16 protein-coding genes are annotated in these 19,819 nt (G+C 33.5%); 5 read left to right on the top strand and 11 right to left on the bottom strand.

All coding sequences use genetic code 11. The features are described from left to right. Positions 1-2: 2 nt before the first annotated feature. The 11 genes from ACQ654_RS05015 to ACQ654_RS04965 all read right to left on the bottom strand — a co-directional run bounded on the left by ACQ654_RS05015 (position 3) and on the right by ACQ654_RS04965 (position 14,099). Positions 3-455, bottom strand: a complete 453-nt coding sequence (locus tag ACQ654_RS05015) for a hypothetical protein (RefSeq protein WP_430409227.1) — start codon at positions 453-455, stop codon at positions 3-5. Between the two features lie 147 nt (positions 456-602). Further along, positions 603-1,100, bottom strand: a complete 498-nt coding sequence (locus tag ACQ654_RS05010) for a hypothetical protein (RefSeq protein ID WP_430409226.1) — start codon at positions 1,098-1,100, stop codon at positions 603-605. Between the two features lie 4 nt (positions 1,101-1,104). Beyond that, positions 1,105-1,350 (bottom strand): hypothetical protein, encoded by a 246-nt coding sequence (locus ACQ654_RS05005; protein WP_430409225.1) that lies wholly within the window; start codon positions 1,348-1,350, stop codon positions 1,105-1,107. Further along, positions 1,343-1,954, bottom strand: a complete 612-nt coding sequence (locus ACQ654_RS05000; RefSeq protein ID WP_430409224.1) for a hypothetical protein — start codon at positions 1,952-1,954, stop codon at positions 1,343-1,345. Before ACQ654_RS05000 ends, ACQ654_RS05005 begins: the two co-directional genes overlap by 8 nt. Positions 1,955-1,958: 4 nt before the next feature. Further along, entirely contained in the window at positions 1,959-2,285 is a 327-nt protein-coding gene (locus ACQ654_RS04995; RefSeq protein WP_430409223.1) for a hypothetical protein, read from the bottom strand. A 3-nt stretch (positions 2,286-2,288) separates the two neighbouring features. Then, on the bottom strand, positions 2,289-2,621 hold the full coding sequence (locus ACQ654_RS04990; RefSeq protein ID WP_430409221.1) for a hypothetical protein: 333 nt from the start codon (positions 2,619-2,621) through the stop codon (positions 2,289-2,291). Further along, entirely contained in the window at positions 2,608-3,621 is a 1,014-nt protein-coding gene (locus ACQ654_RS04985; RefSeq protein WP_430409220.1) for a DUF7192 family protein, read from the bottom strand. The genes ACQ654_RS04990 and ACQ654_RS04985 overlap by 14 nt, the downstream gene beginning before the upstream one ends. A gap of 48 nt (positions 3,622-3,669) precedes the next feature. Further along, positions 3,670-4,617, bottom strand: coding sequence for an AAA family ATPase (locus ACQ654_RS04980; protein ID WP_430409219.1), 948 nt, complete (start codon positions 4,615-4,617; stop codon positions 3,670-3,672). Then, positions 4,614-8,879: a strawberry notch C-terminal domain-containing protein gene (locus ACQ654_RS04975; protein WP_430409218.1), complete on the bottom strand. Its 4,266-nt coding sequence runs from the start codon at positions 8,877-8,879 to the stop codon at positions 4,614-4,616. Before ACQ654_RS04975 ends, ACQ654_RS04980 begins: the two co-directional genes overlap by 4 nt. Continuing rightward, positions 8,872-9,297 (bottom strand): hypothetical protein, encoded by a 426-nt coding sequence (locus ACQ654_RS04970; RefSeq protein WP_430409217.1) that lies wholly within the window; start codon positions 9,295-9,297, stop codon positions 8,872-8,874. Before ACQ654_RS04970 ends, ACQ654_RS04975 begins: the two co-directional genes overlap by 8 nt. Then, complete coding sequence (locus tag ACQ654_RS04965; RefSeq protein WP_430409216.1) at positions 9,294-14,099, bottom strand: N-6 DNA methylase; 4,806 nt, start codon at positions 14,097-14,099, stop codon at positions 9,294-9,296. Before ACQ654_RS04965 ends, ACQ654_RS04970 begins: the two co-directional genes overlap by 4 nt. A gap of 479 nt (positions 14,100-14,578) precedes the next feature. Between ACQ654_RS04965 and ACQ654_RS04960 the strand changes: the two genes are divergently transcribed. The 5 genes from ACQ654_RS04960 (at position 14,579) to ACQ654_RS04940 (ending at position 19,813) form a co-directional block, all read left to right on the top strand. Next, complete coding sequence (locus ACQ654_RS04960; RefSeq protein WP_430409215.1) at positions 14,579-15,121, top strand: hypothetical protein; 543 nt, start codon at positions 14,579-14,581, stop codon at positions 15,119-15,121. 162 nt (positions 15,122-15,283) lie between these two features. Continuing rightward, positions 15,284-15,766 carry a hypothetical protein gene (locus ACQ654_RS04955; RefSeq protein WP_430409214.1) on the top strand — a complete coding sequence of 161 codons (483 nt, stop codon included), beginning with the start codon at positions 15,284-15,286 and terminating at the stop codon, positions 15,764-15,766. Positions 15,767-15,769: 3 nt separating this feature from the next. Continuing rightward, positions 15,770-15,844: a DUF4113 domain-containing protein gene (locus tag ACQ654_RS04950; RefSeq protein WP_430413000.1), complete on the top strand. Its 75-nt coding sequence runs from the start codon at positions 15,770-15,772 to the stop codon at positions 15,842-15,844. Between the two features lie 259 nt (positions 15,845-16,103). Then, the gene (locus ACQ654_RS04945; RefSeq protein ID WP_430409213.1) at positions 16,104-16,478 is read left to right on the top strand and encodes a LytR/AlgR family response regulator transcription factor; all 375 of its coding nucleotides are present in this window, start codon (positions 16,104-16,106) and stop codon (positions 16,476-16,478) included. Positions 16,479-16,603: 125 nt separating this feature from the next. Beyond that, on the top strand, positions 16,604-19,813 hold the full coding sequence (locus ACQ654_RS04940) for an RHS repeat domain-containing protein (protein ID WP_430409212.1): 3,210 nt from the start codon (positions 16,604-16,606) through the stop codon (positions 19,811-19,813). The last annotated feature ends 6 nt before the right edge of the window (positions 19,814-19,819 follow it).

Genomic DNA, 19,819 nt, shown 5'->3' with positions numbered 1-19,819 from the left:
AATTAATTAAGTGTTGAAATGTATTTGATTATATGATCTTCTAAAGCTGTGTGTCTTTGTATGTAGGTAGGATAGAAGTTAGGAATTGAAAGTGTTTCTTTGCATTTTTGGTCAAAGTATTCTACTGACCGCCTTTTAACTTTGAAAATTTCTGCGATTTTACCTAAACTAATTTGGGTGTACTTATGAATAAGGTAGTAGCAAGACATTCGTGCGTCTCTGTATTCGTTTAAATTACTATTGTAAAATTTTGCTTTCTTGAGATTGAAAACTTCAATGCTTTTTGAAATAGTGAGTTCAATCATTTTTTTTACACGCTGATCTTCACTTGACTCTATATCTACATTATCAATTAAACTCCCCAAAAATTTAACTGAATTTTGCAAACCAAATTTACCGATCATCACTTCGATATGATCTTGTAAATCCCGATAATTAAACTCCTCTGTTTTCATCTTAAAAAAGCACCTAATTTTTGTTACCTCCAAACTACAAAAAGAACCTTTTGGGTACTTTTTGTTCTTTTTCAGTTAAATTTTGGTGCTTTTTTAGTTAAAATTTGCTTATAATTTGGTGTGTTTTTAGTAAAAGTTTGGTTAAAATTAGCTAGAAACAACTTCATCGTTTATCAAAATATTATAGCGATATCTAAAGACACCTATTCTTTTGATTATATATTTACCTATGTTGGTACTCCATCCTAAGTCTTGTTTAAGTCCTAAATCCAAAAGTGTGGAACGTCCTATATCTTCTGTCTGTCCGAGTTCTACCAATTGATCGATAATGAATTCATCGGAATTGACTTTTGTTTTCTTTGTGTCCTTTTTAGAAGTTTCATTTTTCTCTTTGAATTCTTCTGTAAGTTCATTATTTGAAATTTTATCGCCATAGACATTGTAGATATCTTCCATAATTCCAGTATCTAGCTTTTCAAGCTGTTTCACCAAACCACCTTTTCCGCATGGTGTAATCTTTCCTAATAAATCATGCATTTTATCAAAAATCTTAATTTCATCTTGAATCGCTGAAAGTAATAACTTTGTATCGATCTTGTTTTTCTTTAAAAACGCTCTGTGTTCTATTTGTGCTATCTTTTCCATAATATTAAGCGATTGCTGGTGTTAATTCTACATTTTTTCCAACTGCATTTTCAATGATATTAGAGAGTGCCGCAGTTGCGAGTGATGTGGCGATAATAATTCCTGAAGTTTTCAAGAGTTCAATTCCTTGTGGAAACTGAATTTTAAATTCTTCCTTATTTTCATTCTTACCTAAATTGTAATAAATGATGGCTTCGGCAAAACCAATGAGTAATCCCGCGCCTGTGATAATCAATACTTTTTTATTCATCGTTGTCTTTTTTTATTTTTTCTTCTTTTTGTTCGTATTTTTCTTTGATTTCCTGTTGAACCTCTTTGATTTCGAGTTCATCCATGCGGTAGAGTTTCATAATTTCGCGCCCTGTTTTGGAAAGGATTTCTTCTGCCTTTTCTAAAATGTCAAGATTGTCTTTTAGATTATCAGGTACTAAATTCCCGATTGACAATAAGTGACCTTCTATTTTTTCATGCCTCTTTTTTGTAGGTTTTTTGGGTTTCCCCTCGCGTTTTTTGGCGTTGTATTGTTTAATTGCTGTACGACATTGTTTGATTTCTTCTTCAAATGCGTCCATTTCCTTTTTGGTTAGCTTTTTCTTTTTAGGTGCATCTTTTGAACTGTCATTCGTATCTTCGGACACATTTTTTTCATCCTTATTTGTTGGTAAAGCTTCCGGAGAATTAACCTTAATCATTTTATAAACTGCATCAATAGCTTCTTGTGCATCTTTTAAAAAGTCAGCTCTATTTTCTTCCGCTTCATCAGCATAGTCCTCTAGTAATTCTTTAGCCGTTGCTTTGATGGTTGGATAGGTTACTTTTTCTAAGTCTATTGCTTGTATATCTTGAATTGTCATAATTTTATTTTTGATTAATATTTGCCATTTCTAGTTCCAATGCTAAAATTTTGATTTTACGCATTCGTTCTCTTTCTCTGATTCTAATTCTAGCTTGCGCTTGGGTTTCTTTGACTTTTGCATCTTTTTTGGGTTTTATCAGTTCATATAAAAGTGCATCTGCTTTTAAAGCTTCAGTAACTTTATTTTTGAAATTATTGGATAGGCGTTTTACTTCTTCCCAAGCGGTAACTAAACTGAGTTTACTTCCTAAAAGACGAAGTATCTCACGTTGATTTTTAATTTTAACCGCCTTTAAATCATCGAGCGTTAAATTTTCTGTTTTGTACATAATTTATAGTGTATGGTCAATTGCAAATTTTTGATTATAAAGCGTCTGTAAACTTGTGATAAAGTCATTTGCTTCTTCTTGATCGGTGTAATGAATGGAACAGAGTTCTGGTGTACCATCCATTTTAAAACATTCATAGCGATAGTATTGAATAGGATTATCTTCATTGGATATATCAATGGTTCTCCACCTCAAAATGAGCGACTCTTTTCGCATGGTAGAAGTCATAATTTTAAAATCTCTACATTTCTCCTTGCACGAATTATTAATTTCAATAGCACGGTTCATCATCTTGTGTATAACCGCTTGATCTATGTTTTCACTATGTATTTCCATCTAATTTATTTTTATAATTTGTAATAATGGTAGAAACTTCTCTAACAGCTTTATCCATTGCATAACTCTGCTCGAATACAAAACCATCTTTATTGATTGCTTCCACAAAATTATTTCCTAAACTCTTAGTCAGACTGCCTAAACCTTGTGGTATTTTATACCCAAAGTAGTTTGCCATGACTATAAGTGCTTTAAATCCTCTGTACCTAAAATATCTTGGATCGCTTGTCATTAGTAATAATTGATTGGTGTCAAGTTTATCTTGAAAGCGTTTTACTCTAATCTTACTCAGCGCAGTTTGTCCTCTAAAGTGACTACCTAACATTACATTTACTTCAACAGATATTCCTCTTTGTTCCATAAAAGCAACAAGTTCCGCGCACGCCAAGCCGACAAATAAAATATTGTTCCCTTTTACATTTGCATTTGCTCCCGCCATGATGTAGAGTTGCAATGATGGGTATGAACTTTGTTTGTCTTTAAAATACGCGTACACGCTCTTTACGGAGGTTTGTAGTTGCTTTTTTCCAAGTTCAATATTGAGTTTACTGATGTTTTCTTGTATGGGTGTTGATCTATTGACCGTATGAATTTTAAACATTCCCATTGATGCCCTATCAAAAGAAAAAACACCTAATCCACGATCATTGTATGCAATTTTAGGTTTGGGTAATTCTGACTGTGCTAAATACTCTAAATACACCGATAATTTATCTTTGATTTGTGGCTGTATTTCTTTTAGTAAATCCATTCCCAAGAAAGAATTATGTGACTCCAATTCTTCTATGTTATTTGGAATTGGTGTCCCAAACCAATCTTTCTGTCTTTCAATTGTGACTGATGCATTATCCTTGTGAAAATCCCATGTTTGTTGATTGTGATCGTTCAACATTGTTGCTTGATAATCTATAAACTCATTAAAAGCCAATACGTCATCAAATTGCACATAATTGTACTTCTGTTCATTATAAAATAGCGTGTGTTTTTTTGGAATTTTCATGTATTGAATTGTGTAAATAGTTTGTAAGCTTGTGTTAACTTTTAAATCCTATATTCTACGCTTATATTCTTCTCTAAAAATTAGTTTTTTTGTACTCCCTTTATATGAGTTGAAAAAAGATTCTAAATTGATTTCCTCTTTAATTTTGTTGGCTTTTGCGATACCCATTGCCATAAAGTAACTCTCAATTGCATCTTTGAGTGTTTTACCATTGTTTAGTTTTTTGTACGGCTTTCCGTGTAAATCAGGTAATCCCAATTCGCGTTTCATTTCTAATATGTATGCACGCTGAAAGTTGAGCATGGTACGAAGTGTCATTATGTCTTCGGTATCATCATCATTGGCACTTTTTCCTTCGTATCTTAATATTTCCTTTCGTATTTTTAAACAGATATCAACAAGTTCAGGATATATAAGTTCACGTTCTAACGTCTCGTTAAAACCAATTCGATAGATACAACCACTAAAACGATCTAACAGCGAAGCATCCTGTTTGTTGTTCCCGACGTAATTTCCACTTGCACCTTTTCCAATAACGTTTCCTGTGGCAATGCATCCAAAATTTGTATGCTTTACAATTGGTTCATTATTACCGTTGAAAATAATGGCATTTTCTTTGGCACTTTTTGCAAGGGCATCGTTTAATAATCCTGCGGTATTGGCATCCAATTTTGGCATTTCATCTAAAATCAAAATCTTGCCATCCCGCCAAGCTTCGATCAGTGCGCCCTCTTTATAGCCTGTGATGGTTTGACCGCCTTTGATATCTATGGGCGATGTCCATTGATTACAGTTGACAATGGTAAAGGGTAAGTCCCCACCATCGTTTTCGTTTCGTCCGTTGATGGCGTAGGCAACTTTTTCGCCTATGGTAGTCTTTCCTGTTCCCGCACTTCCAACTAAGTACGGATTGTTTCCTACGCTTAAATCATCCAAAATTTTAGCAAATTGTGGAATTTGATCTACCTCTGGAATGTCATATTTTATAATTCTCATTGTGCTAATGCTATTTGTAATTGACTAATTAATTCTTCTATTTCAGAAATTTCCGCAATCGTATCTTCATAGAAAATGCGCCCTAGCGTTGCGATGGTGTAATCGCCTAAAACAAATTCTGCATTTCCTTCTTCGTGTAAATTCTCAACAATGAAATTCCCTAATATGTTGATGGCTTCATGTAATTTTAATGTTCTTGCTTTTCTAACAATATCATTGAAAAGTTTTTTGGGAGCGCTTTGGGTAATTATGTTTTTCCATATCATATATGGCTCGTGTAAGCTTTCAAAAATTGGCTTTAGTGAATAATTGTAACGCTCTTTATCAAGTAATGCTCGATTGTACACAACGATTCCAAAAGGAAATGCAGTTGTTGGCTCTATATAATTTGTAAATCCAACCGTAGGATTTGTTCCCTGACCATAGGGACGACCTAACTCATATTTAAACTGTCCTTTGTCTTGTTGACTTCTCGACTTCCAATCTTCTTTGTTTTCGATCTCCCAATCTTCTAATTGTTTTGCTTCTCCCAAAAATCGAAGTTTGTAGAAGTCCAATCGTTTTAAAAATGCTTCTAAATTATCTTTGTGAAGTCTCGCGGTCATTTCTCCCGCATTTTGAATAAATTCAGGAAGTGAGTCATTATTTTCATGTGCTTCTCTATAAAGTAACACACGCAATTTTTCATCAACCGATGCTTTCCACAATCCTTTTTTTGAGATGTAGACTTCAAAAAGGGCATCACTAATTCGCTTAAAACGTATCAGTACTCTGTGATCTTCAAAAAAAGCTTCGTTTTCTAAACTACTAATAGTTATATAGGCATGAGATATCGGATACAAAGCACCATTTTTTTCTCCTTCATTGCCAAATTCACGATTCATCAAAATCCCACTTTTGATACGGTTATCTTTGGTGTTGTACTTGATGAGTTTGTTTTTTGAACCAATTTTATAAGAAACCTTTACGATGTTCTCCGTTAAAATTTGTCTGCGCTCTCGTTTTTTGGATGCTTTTTTTATGAGCGCGTTCCATTCTAATTTGACCATTTCCCGATCAGCATCCGTAATTTTATTGCTCTCTGTAAAAATTTGACTGATGTATGCTTGTTCTGCGGGTTGAAGATTATAGGTTACTTGTTTTCTTGAGTCAGTTACTAAAAATTGTAAACTAATATTGCTAAGGGTATATGGGTTTGACATTTTACCACCTATGGAAATGCCAAGATAAATTCCCCATGAAGATTCATTTGTACTACCTACAAACGGAACTCGTACCACATCGCCAATATCCCACATGGAAACATAGTCAAGTATCTTTGCTTGTGTGGCTTCAAGTCCCGCAATATAAATTGCCATATCCGATGTTTTAGACGCAATGAGTTGTTCTATTTTTTCAAGATCACTTTTAATTTTTTCATTTGCTTGGCTATCAGCGCCACTTCCTAATTTTGGAAGCGCATCACGATCATCTTTTAACTTTTTAATGGTCTCTAATCGCTTTTCTTTTCTACTAGCAACCATTTTCGGATACTTTTCAAGTAATTTGTTTTCAAATTCTTTACGCACCTGAACAGGCTTATCTCCTTGTAATTGTTCATTAATACGTTTGTCAAGTTCTTGGCGTGTATATGGTCGTCTTAAATTATTGATAATGGTTTCATCACGAACAGCATCTTTCCCAAAAGGAGTGTTTCCACCGTTACCTTTGGCATATAAAAATCGCTTTTTTACTTCTGCATCCAATCGTAAAAATTCCGTTTCTAAGTCGTACGTTCCATTTTGCTTTTCAAGTTTTATTTGATTTTCATAACGCTCAAATAAATCATTGTATAATGCTTCTTGATCTTCTACTTGTAAGAGTCCAGCACGCCCTGTAAGTTGTAGCATTGCGCCCTCTTTACTGTCTTTTCGTTCACGTACCTTTTCTCCTTTAACTCGCACATAGCGATAGGTAGGATAGCCTAAAATATCCATTTTTTCAGGATGCTCATTAATCCATTGCCAAGCAACTTTATCGCCGTATTTATTAAAGAAATCAGGACTCTCTAGCGTATCATCGTTTGTGTTTTGTGAGCCTGTTGTATTGGCATCTAGTGACTTCATTTTACCTTTAAGCATTGACATTAATCGCTTTTCTAGTGGAATATCACTCACGATGTACTGATAGCCTGGTAGATTGACTTCTCCTGTTCTGTGAATACGCCCGCGTTTTTGTACTTCAACATTGATATCCAGTTCTAATTGATGAATCAACATTTCACGTGGGCGCTGGTCAGGAAAATCTTTACTTGAATGCGCCGATGCGCCCGTACTACCACTTTGATTGATAAGTAAAACATCTATTTTACCACTATTAAATTCTCGAAAGGCTTTTTCAGTATTTTTTCGATGCCCTACAATCACACCATATTCATCATTAGACATATCAATACGCTGTGATCTTCCTGTAACTTCTGCAACTGTAAAATGTGAGCCATCATGACCGCCTAAATGTTTTGGTTTTTTCTCTTTTTCAATCAAGCTAATGAGTTTGTCAATAGGAGAAATGGAAAGTCCTGTGCGTTCTAAGCGCATTCTTTTACGGATATCTTTATATTTTTGAATGCCGTTATAGGGTAAATCTTCTAATTGTATGCGCTCTCTTGTTTTCTCATTTAAAAATGTAGTGTAGTTATAATAAAAAACTGAATCTAGTCCTTTGACAAGTGTTCTTGTAAAATCCATTGCTTGTAAGGGTATGATATCGCTAGTAAGCATTTTTAAATCTTTTAAAAATGTTCCCATAGTGGATTTAAAGGCGATCACTACTTTTTTATCTTGTTTTAGAAGTGAAATGGTTTCTTTTGCTACGTCGGCAACTTTAAGGGCGAATAGCATTTGATCCACTACATTAAACACTCTTGAAAAATAGGGTGCTTGTTTAACGCCTAAACCGCGTGGTGCTGATTTAGAAGAACCCGCTTCGGCTCTAGCTTGCGTATGAATTTCAGCAAGTATTGGCGCAATATAATCTGCTTCAAACTGAACTACCTCATTCATTAGCGAAATAATACGATTTACACTTGCACGATTTTTACTTCTTCTTGGTTCTTCGTCCAATACTTTGTATTGTATCTTAATACCTTTACTTGAGCGTTGTCGTCTGATGAGTTGACCACTTTCCGCCAAATTAGAAGCTACTATTTCTTGCAATGCTAAACCGCCACTTTTCATCGCCATTACAAATTCAGAATCTCTGAGTCCTGTTTCCATGATAGCAGTCTTTTTTCCGTAGAATGGCATCACTTCTGGGTACTTAGCAAAGGTGGCACTTAGATAACAACACGCTTTGGTTTTGGGTAATATTTCACGCATCCACTTTCCTATGATCGCATCATAACCGCCCGCCATGTGAGACTCATCTAAAATGAAAACTACTTTTTTGAATTTCTTACTGCCTTCCACACCATTAGATATCATTTTTTCAAGCCAAAGACGCTTGTATGGGTGTGCGGATTGTATTTGCGAATAGGTGCAAAAAACCATATCATACCCAAGTGGCATACGATCTAATGTTTCATAAACCATCGTCGTTGGTACTTTCTCGGGATCGGGTACACTCTTACCTATTGTCTTATACCATGCAATCGCTTCAGGACTGTCTGTTGGATATTCCGTTTCTTCAGACAAAAGTGACTTTTGTTCTTCTTTGCCTAAAGGACTGAAAATTACCGTTCCTTTAGCATCTTTAATTTGTGCATCACTGCTATTGTTGATGATAAGAGGATTGATATTCTCAAAATTTATGGCTTTTAAGTCTCTATACATATCGGTAAATAGGTTAGAAGACTTGGTAAAGAAAATGGGTAAATATCCTTGCATCACTGCGTGTCTTATCACACCCGCGCCTTGCCGACCTTTTCCAATTCCTGTTTGATCGGCAATGATAATACCTTGTTCTTTTTTAAATTGATGTAAATACAATCCAAGCGAATCTATTTGTTCTGCTGATAGAACTTCCCAAAGTTGCTGAGATGTTTTGTATTTCAATCCATCACGTACCAAATTATCAATATTCCCATGTGTCTGTACAATATGATCTAAGGACGATTGCACTTCATAAGCCATATTTCTTGGAATTAGTGTATCCATCACATACGATGCCTTTGATTTAGGTTCATATTTAACTAGCGCGGTTTTATCTTCTGCTAACTTTAAAATTTCTTCACTTGATTGCGAATATGCGTTTTCGTCTTGTTTTAATTCTATGGCTTCATTCATCATTCGTGTAATTTGATAATGCTTCTAGGTACACTCGAAGCGTAGTTTGTGTATATAATTCGATGGCTTTTTCTTTGGAAATCCCGCCTTGCAAATAAGAATTCTCTGTTTTGATATCTGTTTTTTTCTTCCAACGAATCTCTAATGACCATAGGGCATTTTGTACCCTATCTGTATAGGCTAAAAAATGTGCGATTTCCTCTGCGCTACGACCATCGGTGTAGGTAATTCCTAAATAATCTTCAATGAGTCCAATCGGGTTTTCTCCCGATGCTATGGATAGTTCTACTAGGGTATGAAGCTGTATATAAATACCCGCTTCGTGATCTTCAAAGCGTGTAAATGGTTTGCTATTTGTAACCATAAATAAGGTAGCACTATTGCTATCGGGCATTAATTCTGAGTTGTAATAAATCATTCTCTTTTTGCGATTTGAAGTTGTTTAATAATTGTGTGAATATCAGGTTTGATGTACTGCTTGACTTCTGACCATAAATCCTCAAATGTGTCTATAACTGTATCTAAATGTGGCGCTGTATATTCTGTGGGTGCAACACCATTGCCATCTGCTTTTCGACCGCCAATTAAGATGAGCATCGTTTTAGCAACTGCACCTTGCTTGTTGTATAATTTGAAGCTGTTCATGTTCAGTACCACATCAACTTTATAAAAATGATATAGCCAATTGAAAAATGGACGATATTTAGCAATGAAACCCTGTTCGTCAAAATAGAGGTGTCCCATAATGATAATGGCGCATTTGCCATTGTCTTTCATCGTGCGAAGTGCTAATCCTGACATGATGTGTTCCAGGCGTAAATGTTGTGCAAGTCCACGCGTATTATTGAAATATTTTCTAATAATATTTTCTTTGTCTATTTTATCTTCTTCCCATTTGGCAAATGGTGGATTGGTAACCACCACATCAAAGGCTTTTTCCATTTCATTTGGAAATGCTTGTGCGCCATTGTTCATTGTGATTTTTTGAAATTGTTGAAATTCTAATGACTTTTTTCGACTTTTATCAATCTCATTAACGCGTGTTATTTTTGGATTTGCTCCTACAAGTAACAAGCCATTACCCGCGCTTGGCTCAAATATCGAATCGGCATGATCCATCCTTGTATATTGTGCGATGATCGCGCCGATAGGACATGGTGTTGAATATTGCTTATAGAGTTCTTTACTACTATCAGAATAGGCATACGTTGGCTGAACTTTATTCCAAAAATCGACCATCTTTGATAGTCTAGCTTCAAAGGAAAGTGGCTCGTTGTAGATCATTTTGTACCATAATAGCCAACTTAGTTCCACCGCTTCCCATAGTTCTCCCAAGCTTGGTGCGCCTGTTTGCTCAAGTAAGTTTTCTATCTTTTTTTTGGATAGTCGTATTGCATCCCTGTAAGCTAAGTGCATCGTTGCTATGACACGATCTATATAGTCTTCTTTGGTAGTTGTGTCTTTAGTATTGCTATCATTTGAGTTTTCTTGCTTAGTTTCAATTAGACTTTCCATATAATTAACAATCGTTTTTTTGGAACGTTCTAATTGGTTGATATCAAATGAAAGACTATGGTAAGCTTCTTTATGTTCTTTTTTTGTTTTTGGACGATTTGTTTTTGGATTGATGTACGCTTGACGTTCTGTAATTTTTTCTGTCAATAATTTGTCAATAATTGAAATACCTTTTGATAGGTCTGCAATAGGTCTTGCATGTTCTACAACTGCCCACCATTTATACCTACTTCTTTCAGGTTCAAACGAATTTTCTAATGCGCTCGCTAGGGTAGTTACTGAACGATATCCCGCATGAATATTTACATACGGATACCTCATATCAGTTGGAAAACCAATTTCTTCAAAACCATAAACACCACGATTTTCCCATTCTTTGAGTAAATCATTACGAAATACTTGCATTCCATAATGTGTTGGATGTGGAAGTTGTGATAATTGAAATAGTTCCAATGCGGATACATCATGTAATTCATTGGTTTTTATAGCATATAGATTTGGAAAATTTTTCTTTAAATCTTCGATATGATCTGCTGAAACTTTACCTGACTGAAATGGTTCTTTTGCATGAATTGGAACTAAAACATTTTCTACAATACCATCGTGTTGCTTAATATCTTTTGCAATAACCAATGAACTATTTTCACTTAGTAACACAATGTATCTTCCTCCAACATGAGTAATCAAACGATTGATTAAGATGGCTGATTGATCGCGCAGTTCAGGTTCTAAATCAGAAACCCAATCTTTGAAAGACTCTATACTTTTATGAAGTTCATTTATAAACTTTGTTTCATCTGAAATTTCTGAAACGGCTTCTAAATCGTGTATTGTGGTTGCTATAATGGTTTCCTGTTCTCCAATAAGATCATCTTCAATAGAAATGAACTCGCTGATAACTTCCTGTAATTCGTGGTGTAATTCCCTTTTTATGGTAGTCTCAGAAGCTTCAAGTTCAACTTCTTTTGTATTGTGATCTTCTATGCTATCCAAATAATCTAAAATTACTTGCTTTGATTCCTCAATATTTTTTATGGTTAACAGAAGTCTGTAACAGTCCATATCTGTATTGTTCTTTTCAGATGCTTCTTTGTCATCCTCTAAACATTCTTCTTTTCTATTTGATGTGTAGTTCAGAAAAGCATCTATGTTTACTAACATTTGTTCAATATCTGCGATTGGTCTGGCATGACGTATTGCATACCACCAACTATGAGAGTTATTTTTTGCTTTAGAATTAAGCAAAAAATGTTCTAATGGCTGAATGTCTATGTAGCCTAGTTCAAGACTCATATATGGATATTTCAAGTCCGTGGGAAAGCCAAGCTGTTCAAATCCTTTTGCGCCACGTTTTTCCCACTCTTTTTCAATCGCTTCTGATTCGATAGATATGTCAAAAGTTTGCGGATCTTCTAGTTGAGCCAAATAAAACAAATCTAGGGACGAAGCTTCATGTAGATTGTTTTGTTCGATCTTATAAAGATGTTTGAGAAAAACCTTAATTTGAAATTCAACAGTATCACTATTAATCGCTCCCGAAGCAAAAGGTTCGGTAGCATGGATAGGTACTAATACATTTTGAATAACCAAATTATGAGTCCAAATGATACGCTTTATGGATAGTGTTCCTTTTTCTTTTTCTAACGCAATGGTAGTATCATTTAATAGTAATAAGAAATAATTCAAAAAGCCTAACAAATAATCACGTTCGTTTGGTTGTGAATCACGTAGCCATGATTTGTAATTATTTGAGATTTTTTTGATGCCTATTTTACGTGCTTCATCTGTTGAGAATAGCCTGATCTTTTTTAATTCTTCAATGATTGAATTTATGATCGAACCATAAGGAGAATCAAATCTACGTTCATCATTTTCTAACTCTTTGATGGTATCTTCAATTTCATTTTCAAGAAAAGATTTCTGTGATCTCATTTTTTGATCTGCTATGGCTAATCGTAACGTTTCTAAATTTGCTACGGCTTCAGTATTTAGGATATTATATTTTAATTCAGTATTAGCTGTACTATCTGATTTTGAATTCTTTTCAACGTCCTTAGGAACAGATGATGCTTTATTTTTGTTATACAGATACTTATAAATAGTATGTCTTGATGATTTTAGACTTTCTACATCATAATTTAGTCTATGAACTGCGCTACTGATCTCGCTGTCTTGATCTGCTTTTTTTAAAGTTATATCAGCATATTCTTTTAAGGCTGATTCCATCTTTTCAATCGTCAGATCAATATGTTTCATCGCCTTATATAAATCAACAAGTGGTCGAGCGCGAAGTAATGCGTGTGACCATTGGTAAGAGTTTGGATTTTTTATAAAAGCACGTAAAGGAGCAATATTAAAATATCCCGCATGAATATTAACGTATGGATATTCTAAATCGAATGGAAAGCCAAGTTCTGCAAAACCATCTGCACCACGCTTTGCCCACTCATCATTTATTGCATTATCTGTTACAAGAATACCATGCTTAAATGGAATTTCAAGCTGTGCCAGATAGAATAATTCAAGTGTAGAAGCTTCATGTAAAGTATCTTCTGTAATCTCATAAAGATCATTAAAAAACATTTTAATTTCGTCCGTGTGATCTTCCTTTACATCGCCCGACACAAAAGGTTCTCTTGCGTGAATTGGTACTAATACATTTTCGATATGGCTGTCATTAACCCAAATACTACGTTTGAGGGATAACGCGCCTTTTTCAATTTCAAGTTCTTCGTTTGTATCATCCAAAAGCAATAATAAATCTCCCATAATTCCACGTACATATCCGCGCTCAAATGGTTGTAAATCTTTAAACGAAGCCTTATATTTATTGATTGACTTTATTAAAGATTCTTTTGTAAGTTTATCACTACTTAATTGTTTAGCTTCTTTTAAGTCTTTAACCATTTCATCAATGATCGTTGATAAAATGTCATACACTCCAAGTTCATCTTTTATCATTACTGAAATGATAATAGCAAGTTGATTTTTTATAAAAGAACTTTCATTCTCATCATTGTTTGATTGTGCTACTTGGCTACTAATTTTCGGTTCAGTTTCTACTTCATTTGTTGGTGTAACTTCTGTTTTCTTTATGGATTCAGTTTCTACTTCATTTACTTGTGTAACTTCTATACTTTTAATCGGTTCTGCTTCTGCTTCGTCTGATTCCGTTACTTTGGTTTTATCCGAACTATTAGTATTTGAAATATCTACTTCTGCACGATCAATAATCAAATTTGAACTTAATAGGTGGCGCGCTTTTAGTTTTAATTTTTTTTTAGATACCTGTGCATCGTGAAACTTAGTGCCGTGTTTATGTCTGCCAAAATCATTAATTAGTGTTGAGATTGTTTTTTTATAGAGTTCAAAAATGATATACTCTTGTTCTTTAACAACATCGTTTTCCTTGTAGAGAATTGTTACTATTGAAAATAATTTTTTATTGATGCTATCACGTGTAGGCTCAAATATTGGATAATTTGAAACTTCCTCCCAAGATTTACCTGAATTGATATTTTTTTGAAGTGATTCTATAAATAATTGATAAGCGGGAATTTTGTTAACGGTATAGATATATCCCCCAAAATTAGCTTTGTCAAAGTCAAGTTCCCTAAGAACCTTTCTCAAATCACTAGGTGGTAATTCACTAAAAATTAACTCGTAATTATTGCTTGTTGTATTTTCCTTTATATCTAATCTCATCTATCGTGATTTGCTTTTTACAAACTGTTATAAATGTAGAGAAGGCAAATGCCATATCATTTGTAAAATTTTGTGTAGTACACACGGATTGTAGTCCAAGATTGTAGGAAAACAGGGTTTGTGTGTCTTTTTCTGCTAATATTATATATAAAACTTATGTTTAATGCACTCGATCTTCATGTTTTTTTGCAATATTTAGAAAATTTGTAAGAAAAGGTTATTTTGTTTTTTTCACTACTATTGGCTAGATAGGTTGGAACAATTGCTTTTAAATATTTAATCTCAGAATTACTCTAATTCATTGTAGTTGGCACATTAAATAACTTGTATTCCTTCAATTGAATTAAGTAATCTGTACTAATTCTGTAATATTTATTCTCCAAGTACTGTAGCTAACTTTAGTTTTGTAAGAAAATGAAATTGTCACAAAATTGACATTAATACATTCGTTTTCCCTTAAATTCAAAATGTATTTGCGTATGTATGCTCTAATTGATGTAAACAATATGTATTGTTCATGCGAACGTATTTTTAATCCAAAACTAAATGGCAAACCAATAGTTGTTTTATCTAATAATGATGGTTGTGTGATTTCTCGAAGTAATGAAGCCAAAGCACTTGGTATTTCAATGGGTGCAGTCGCTCATTTATTTGAAAAAACATTCAAAGAAAGTAATGTACACGTGTATTCGTCCAATTATGCACTTTATGGTGATTTGAGTGATCGCCTTATGCATATTCTTGCAAGTTTTACACCAGATATAGAAATTTATAGTATAGATGAATCATTTCTCCAATTTAAAGGTTACGATCGTTTTGATATTGATAAACTTGATCGGGAAATTAGAGAAACTGCATTACGATGTACAGGATTACCCGTGAGTATTGGAATTGCACCGACAAAAGCACTGGCTAAAGTAGCTAACAGAATTGCTAAAAAGTTTGATAAAAAAACAGGTGGTGTATATCTGATGGACTCAGAACTGAAAAGAAAAAAAGCACTTAATTGGCTTAGTGTTTAAGATGTATGGGGAATTGGTAGACGTAATGCAAGTAAACTAAACCATTACGGGATTTCAAAAGCAATTCAATTTGCTGATGCACCTGATAATTGGGTTCGTAAAGAATTTTCTGTTGTAGGACTTAGACTCAAAAGAGATTTACAGGGCATTCCAACACTATCATTGGAAGAAATTGAAAATAAAAAATCTATCGCTGTTACAAGAAGCTTCGCTAAAACTAAAAATAATCTACAAGACTTAAAAGAAATTATCGCCAGCTATGCCTGTGTAGCATCCGAAAAATTACGCTTGCAAAAAAGTTGCTGTAATCTGATAATGATTTTTATTCGCTCTAACAGGTTTAGAAAAGATTTACCACAATACAATAATTCATTGGTAGTGAAACTTCCTTATCCAACAAATTCGAGCCTTGTAATTGCCAAGTATGCAAAACAAGCAATGCAATCAATATTTAAAAAAGGATTTGAATTTAAAAAAGCGGGAATTGTCGTTATGGGATTAGTTCCTGAAGAAGTTCAACAACTCAATATGTTTGAAGTTTGTAATTCAGATCACAAACAGTTGATAGCAATCATTGATAACTTGAACTCAAAAATGTGGAAAAACACTCTTAATAGCACTAGTCAAAAATTTGGCTCTTCATAAGTGATGCATCAAAATAATCTATCTCCAAACTACACAACTGATCTTAAAAATATAATCATTGTTGAGTGTAATCTTTAGTTTTTCTTCATTACAATTTTAGCAATTAACTCTTGTTTAACAAAATTATGTTTTTGCCATATAAATAGTAATGTTATAACCTAAAAGCTTTACAATTTAAATTAAAACCTTTACAAAATGTAATTATATTAAATTTTAAAGACAAAATTTAACGCTTATACAAAATTTCAGCATTGTATGTAAAAAGCAGTTTTCTTTGTAGATAAATACCTACAGATACCCTTATATATCCAATACTAATAAAACAACTATTTATTGCATGGTACAAGTAGAAAATAACATAGTAAATACACAAGAAATACTACATAATAAAGATTATATCTGTTTAGGTAGTAAACACAAAGGACAATATATATCTAAACACACGATTCTGTTTGTAAAAGCCTACGAAAATTATTCGTGGCTTTACTTAAATGATAATACAAAACTACTAAGTTCCAAATCGATTGGATATTATCAAGAAAAATTAACATCTGACGGATTTATACGCATACACCGTTCCTACCTTATAAATCTTTCACAACTAACGCTATATGAACGTAAATACCGTCTTGTTCATTTAAAAGGAGAAATAACCTTGCCAGTAAGTCATCGTAAGAATAATAAATTCTCAAAGTATTTACAAAGTGCTTAAACAAGTATTTCAAAAATAAAATCCCTAAACAATTACGTCATACAACAATAGTATAAAAAATAGTCTGCTGAAAGCGGAGTCACTACTCCAACACATTTATGTTTAACTTAAAAAATTTTAAAAAAGTGAAGAAAATTTATTTAATGTATCTTTTATGTATTGTATTTCTACAGTTCATAAATGCACAAGATGGCAAGCCTAATTATTTTAGAGGTGCGCCAGGCGATGATGTTTTTGCAACACCATCAGTCAAAGCTTTCCATGAAAGCAATCTAATTCCTGAGAATTTGTATACAGGAAAAATCAATGTTGGCATTCCAATATATGATATTTCTATTGGAGATATCAATGTGCCTATTTCTTTAAGTTACAATACTTCTGGAATAAAAGTGAGTGATATTGCATCTAATGTAGGTTTAGGTTGGAGTTTAAATGCCAACGGAAGCATATTAAAAGTAGTTAAGGACTTAAGTGACGATGATTTTTATGGTACTGGTTACGCTGTGCCTGATGATACAGGAGATAATGCAGGGAGTTATGAAACCATTGTTACACAAATAGGCAATCATAGAGGAAAATCACCTGAACCATTTAGTTATTATAAAGTTCCAACTGGATGGGTACATTCTGATTCCGAAGCTGCTGCTGAATGGAGTAAAATTGATTCCTCTCCTGACTTCTTCTATGCAAATGCACCTGGACTTAGCTCTAAATTTTATTTAGAAGATCAAAATCCAACGGACAACACTACACCATTTGCCAATCGAGTGTTTAATGCTATCTTTTTAGATCATTCGGGGGTAAAAGTACAGAATCAACTTCAAAGAACTACATCTATAATTCCAAGACTTATCGATGTATCACATGGAAATGATCCTGCTAGTTTTTATGTCAATGGAATTCCATTTTATAATTATGAGTATTTAGATTTTCCTTCTTTTGAGGTAGTAAATACGAACGGTCTTAAATATATCTTTGATACCAAAGATTATAGTGAAGCAACATACCGTGGATTTTGGAACTCTGCTAATGAAGGACTTGGTTCAACCAATTGGAATCTATCAAAAATTATTGACCCTGTACACAATAGAGAAGTAATTTTTGAATATGAAGCGTATTTCAAAGCAACACCTGAACGAATTAAAAATATTACAGCTACCTATCAAGACCCATTAGATACAGATGATATACATGATTATTATTACACGCCCATATCTAATGTAGCGTTGGGTAATGGAACATGGGATATGCATTTTCAAAATTCTATATCAACTCGTACCACTAAAGCGCATAGATTAAAAAAAATCAAATGGGATGAAGGAACAGTAGAATTTATATATGGACTCAATAGAATAGACGATGTTGGAGAAAAAGCACTTACTGAAATACTAATAAAGAACAATTTAGATCAGCTTGTAAAACACTTTGAATTTGAATATTCTTATTTCAATTCTTTGGAGAATTGTAATGAAAAAGAATGTAAGCGATTACGATTAGAAAAGGTAAAAGAGTTACCAATAAGTAATACTACGGTAAATGCCAAAGAGCATTCTTTTGACTACAATTACGACAATCCATTACCACGAAGAGATTCGTTTCAGAGAGACTATCTAGGCTACTTCAACAACAATGGTTTTGAGTGGTCTTCAACAGATGATACAGAAGTCCCCCCAAATGCGATACTACATTTTTATAAAAACCAAGGAAAAAACTCGGTATTACCATTTAAAAGAACAAATGGTTCTAACTATCGAATAATCCACGGACAATATTTGTTAGAACCCAATGCGTATTCACTAACAGCCACACTTAAAACAATCATATATCCAACAGGAGGAAGTTCACACTTTAAGTATGAAAACCACACCTTTAATTTACAAGGAGCAGAATATATCGCTGGAGGTGCTAGAATAAAACAACAAACGCTTCATGATGGCAGAGGTGGAACAAGAAAAATTTTCTATGAGTATACAAATTCAAATGGAACTTCTTCTGGTTATATTAATAAAATGCCAACATTTGCTTATATAAATAAATCAAGTGATTTACCAAGTAATTATTGGTTTCATAATTTTTCAATGACCGCACCTGAAAATGATTGGAAACGTTATTTTACATATTTCGATAAAACTAAAACCAGTTTGGAACTTACAGATGGAAGTTTTGTGGGGTATGCTAGAGTGATTAAAAAAGAGATTGGAAATGGTTATACTGAATACAACTATACTTCTGCAAATACACATCCAAATGAATCAGAAACTACGGTTCATGCTTATAACACTTCGGTAAGCGATATCTTTCTCACAAGAAACAGCTCATACCCTAGTTTAAATGCTATTGATTACGATATCAAAAGAGGAAAATTAATACGAGAAAGACATTATTCTGAGAATGGATTTATTAAGAATCAAATAGACTTTGACTTTGATTACGAGATATTTGATACGATACTATTAAATTATGAAACAACTATTTCAGGTAGCCCATTCGTTCAAGGTGGTATAGGTGGAGCTTTTCTTCATACATCAGAAATCAATATAGAACGGAATCTAAACACAAAAGTTACTACTACTAATTATTTAGATAATGGAAGTTTCACTAGTACTCAAGAAATAAAGTATGATACAAACTATCCTTTTGTAAAAGAACAAAAAGTACTCACCGAACAAGGTACAGAAAAATCAGTGTTTACTTATCCTTTTGATTCGGAAGTATCTAATGAACCTTATGTAAATAGTTTAGTAACTCAGAATAGAATTGCTACGCCAGTTTCTCATAAAAGTATACGTGTACTTAACAATCAGAGTCAATTACTATCAAGAACTAAATATAGTTTTGATCTGTTTGAAGGTATCATAAATCATAAAAGCAATCAGTCTGCGAAAGGGACAAATAACTTTACCACTTTGTCAACGATTGATAAAAGAGATTCCAACGGAAATGTATTGGAATATCATAATGAAAATGGAATACACATCTGTTTAGTTTGGGGGTATAATACTACAAAACCTGTAGCTAAAATTGAAAATACTTCCTACGCTAACTTTACCAATACGCAAAATGATATCATTTTAGCAGTACAGCACACTTCTGACAATGATGCTGATGATATGTCCGAAGAATTTCTTAGACAGACCCTACAGAATCTTCGTGATACGTTTCCAACTGGAAATATGACATCATACACCTATGATCCACTTGTTGGAATTACAAGCGTAACGGATGCAAGAGGCTATACTATGTATTATGAATATGATGAATTTAACAGATTAAAAACTGTGAAAGACGCCGATAAAAACCTTTTAAGTACCAATGAATACAATTATAAAAACTAATGACTA

It is taken from the genome of Kordia sp. (assembly GCF_965283645.1).
GTDB lineage: Bacteria > Bacteroidota > Bacteroidia > Flavobacteriales > Flavobacteriaceae > Kordia.
Note: the sequence above shows the minus strand (reverse complement) of the source record. Positions and strands in the feature narration are given on the sequence as shown.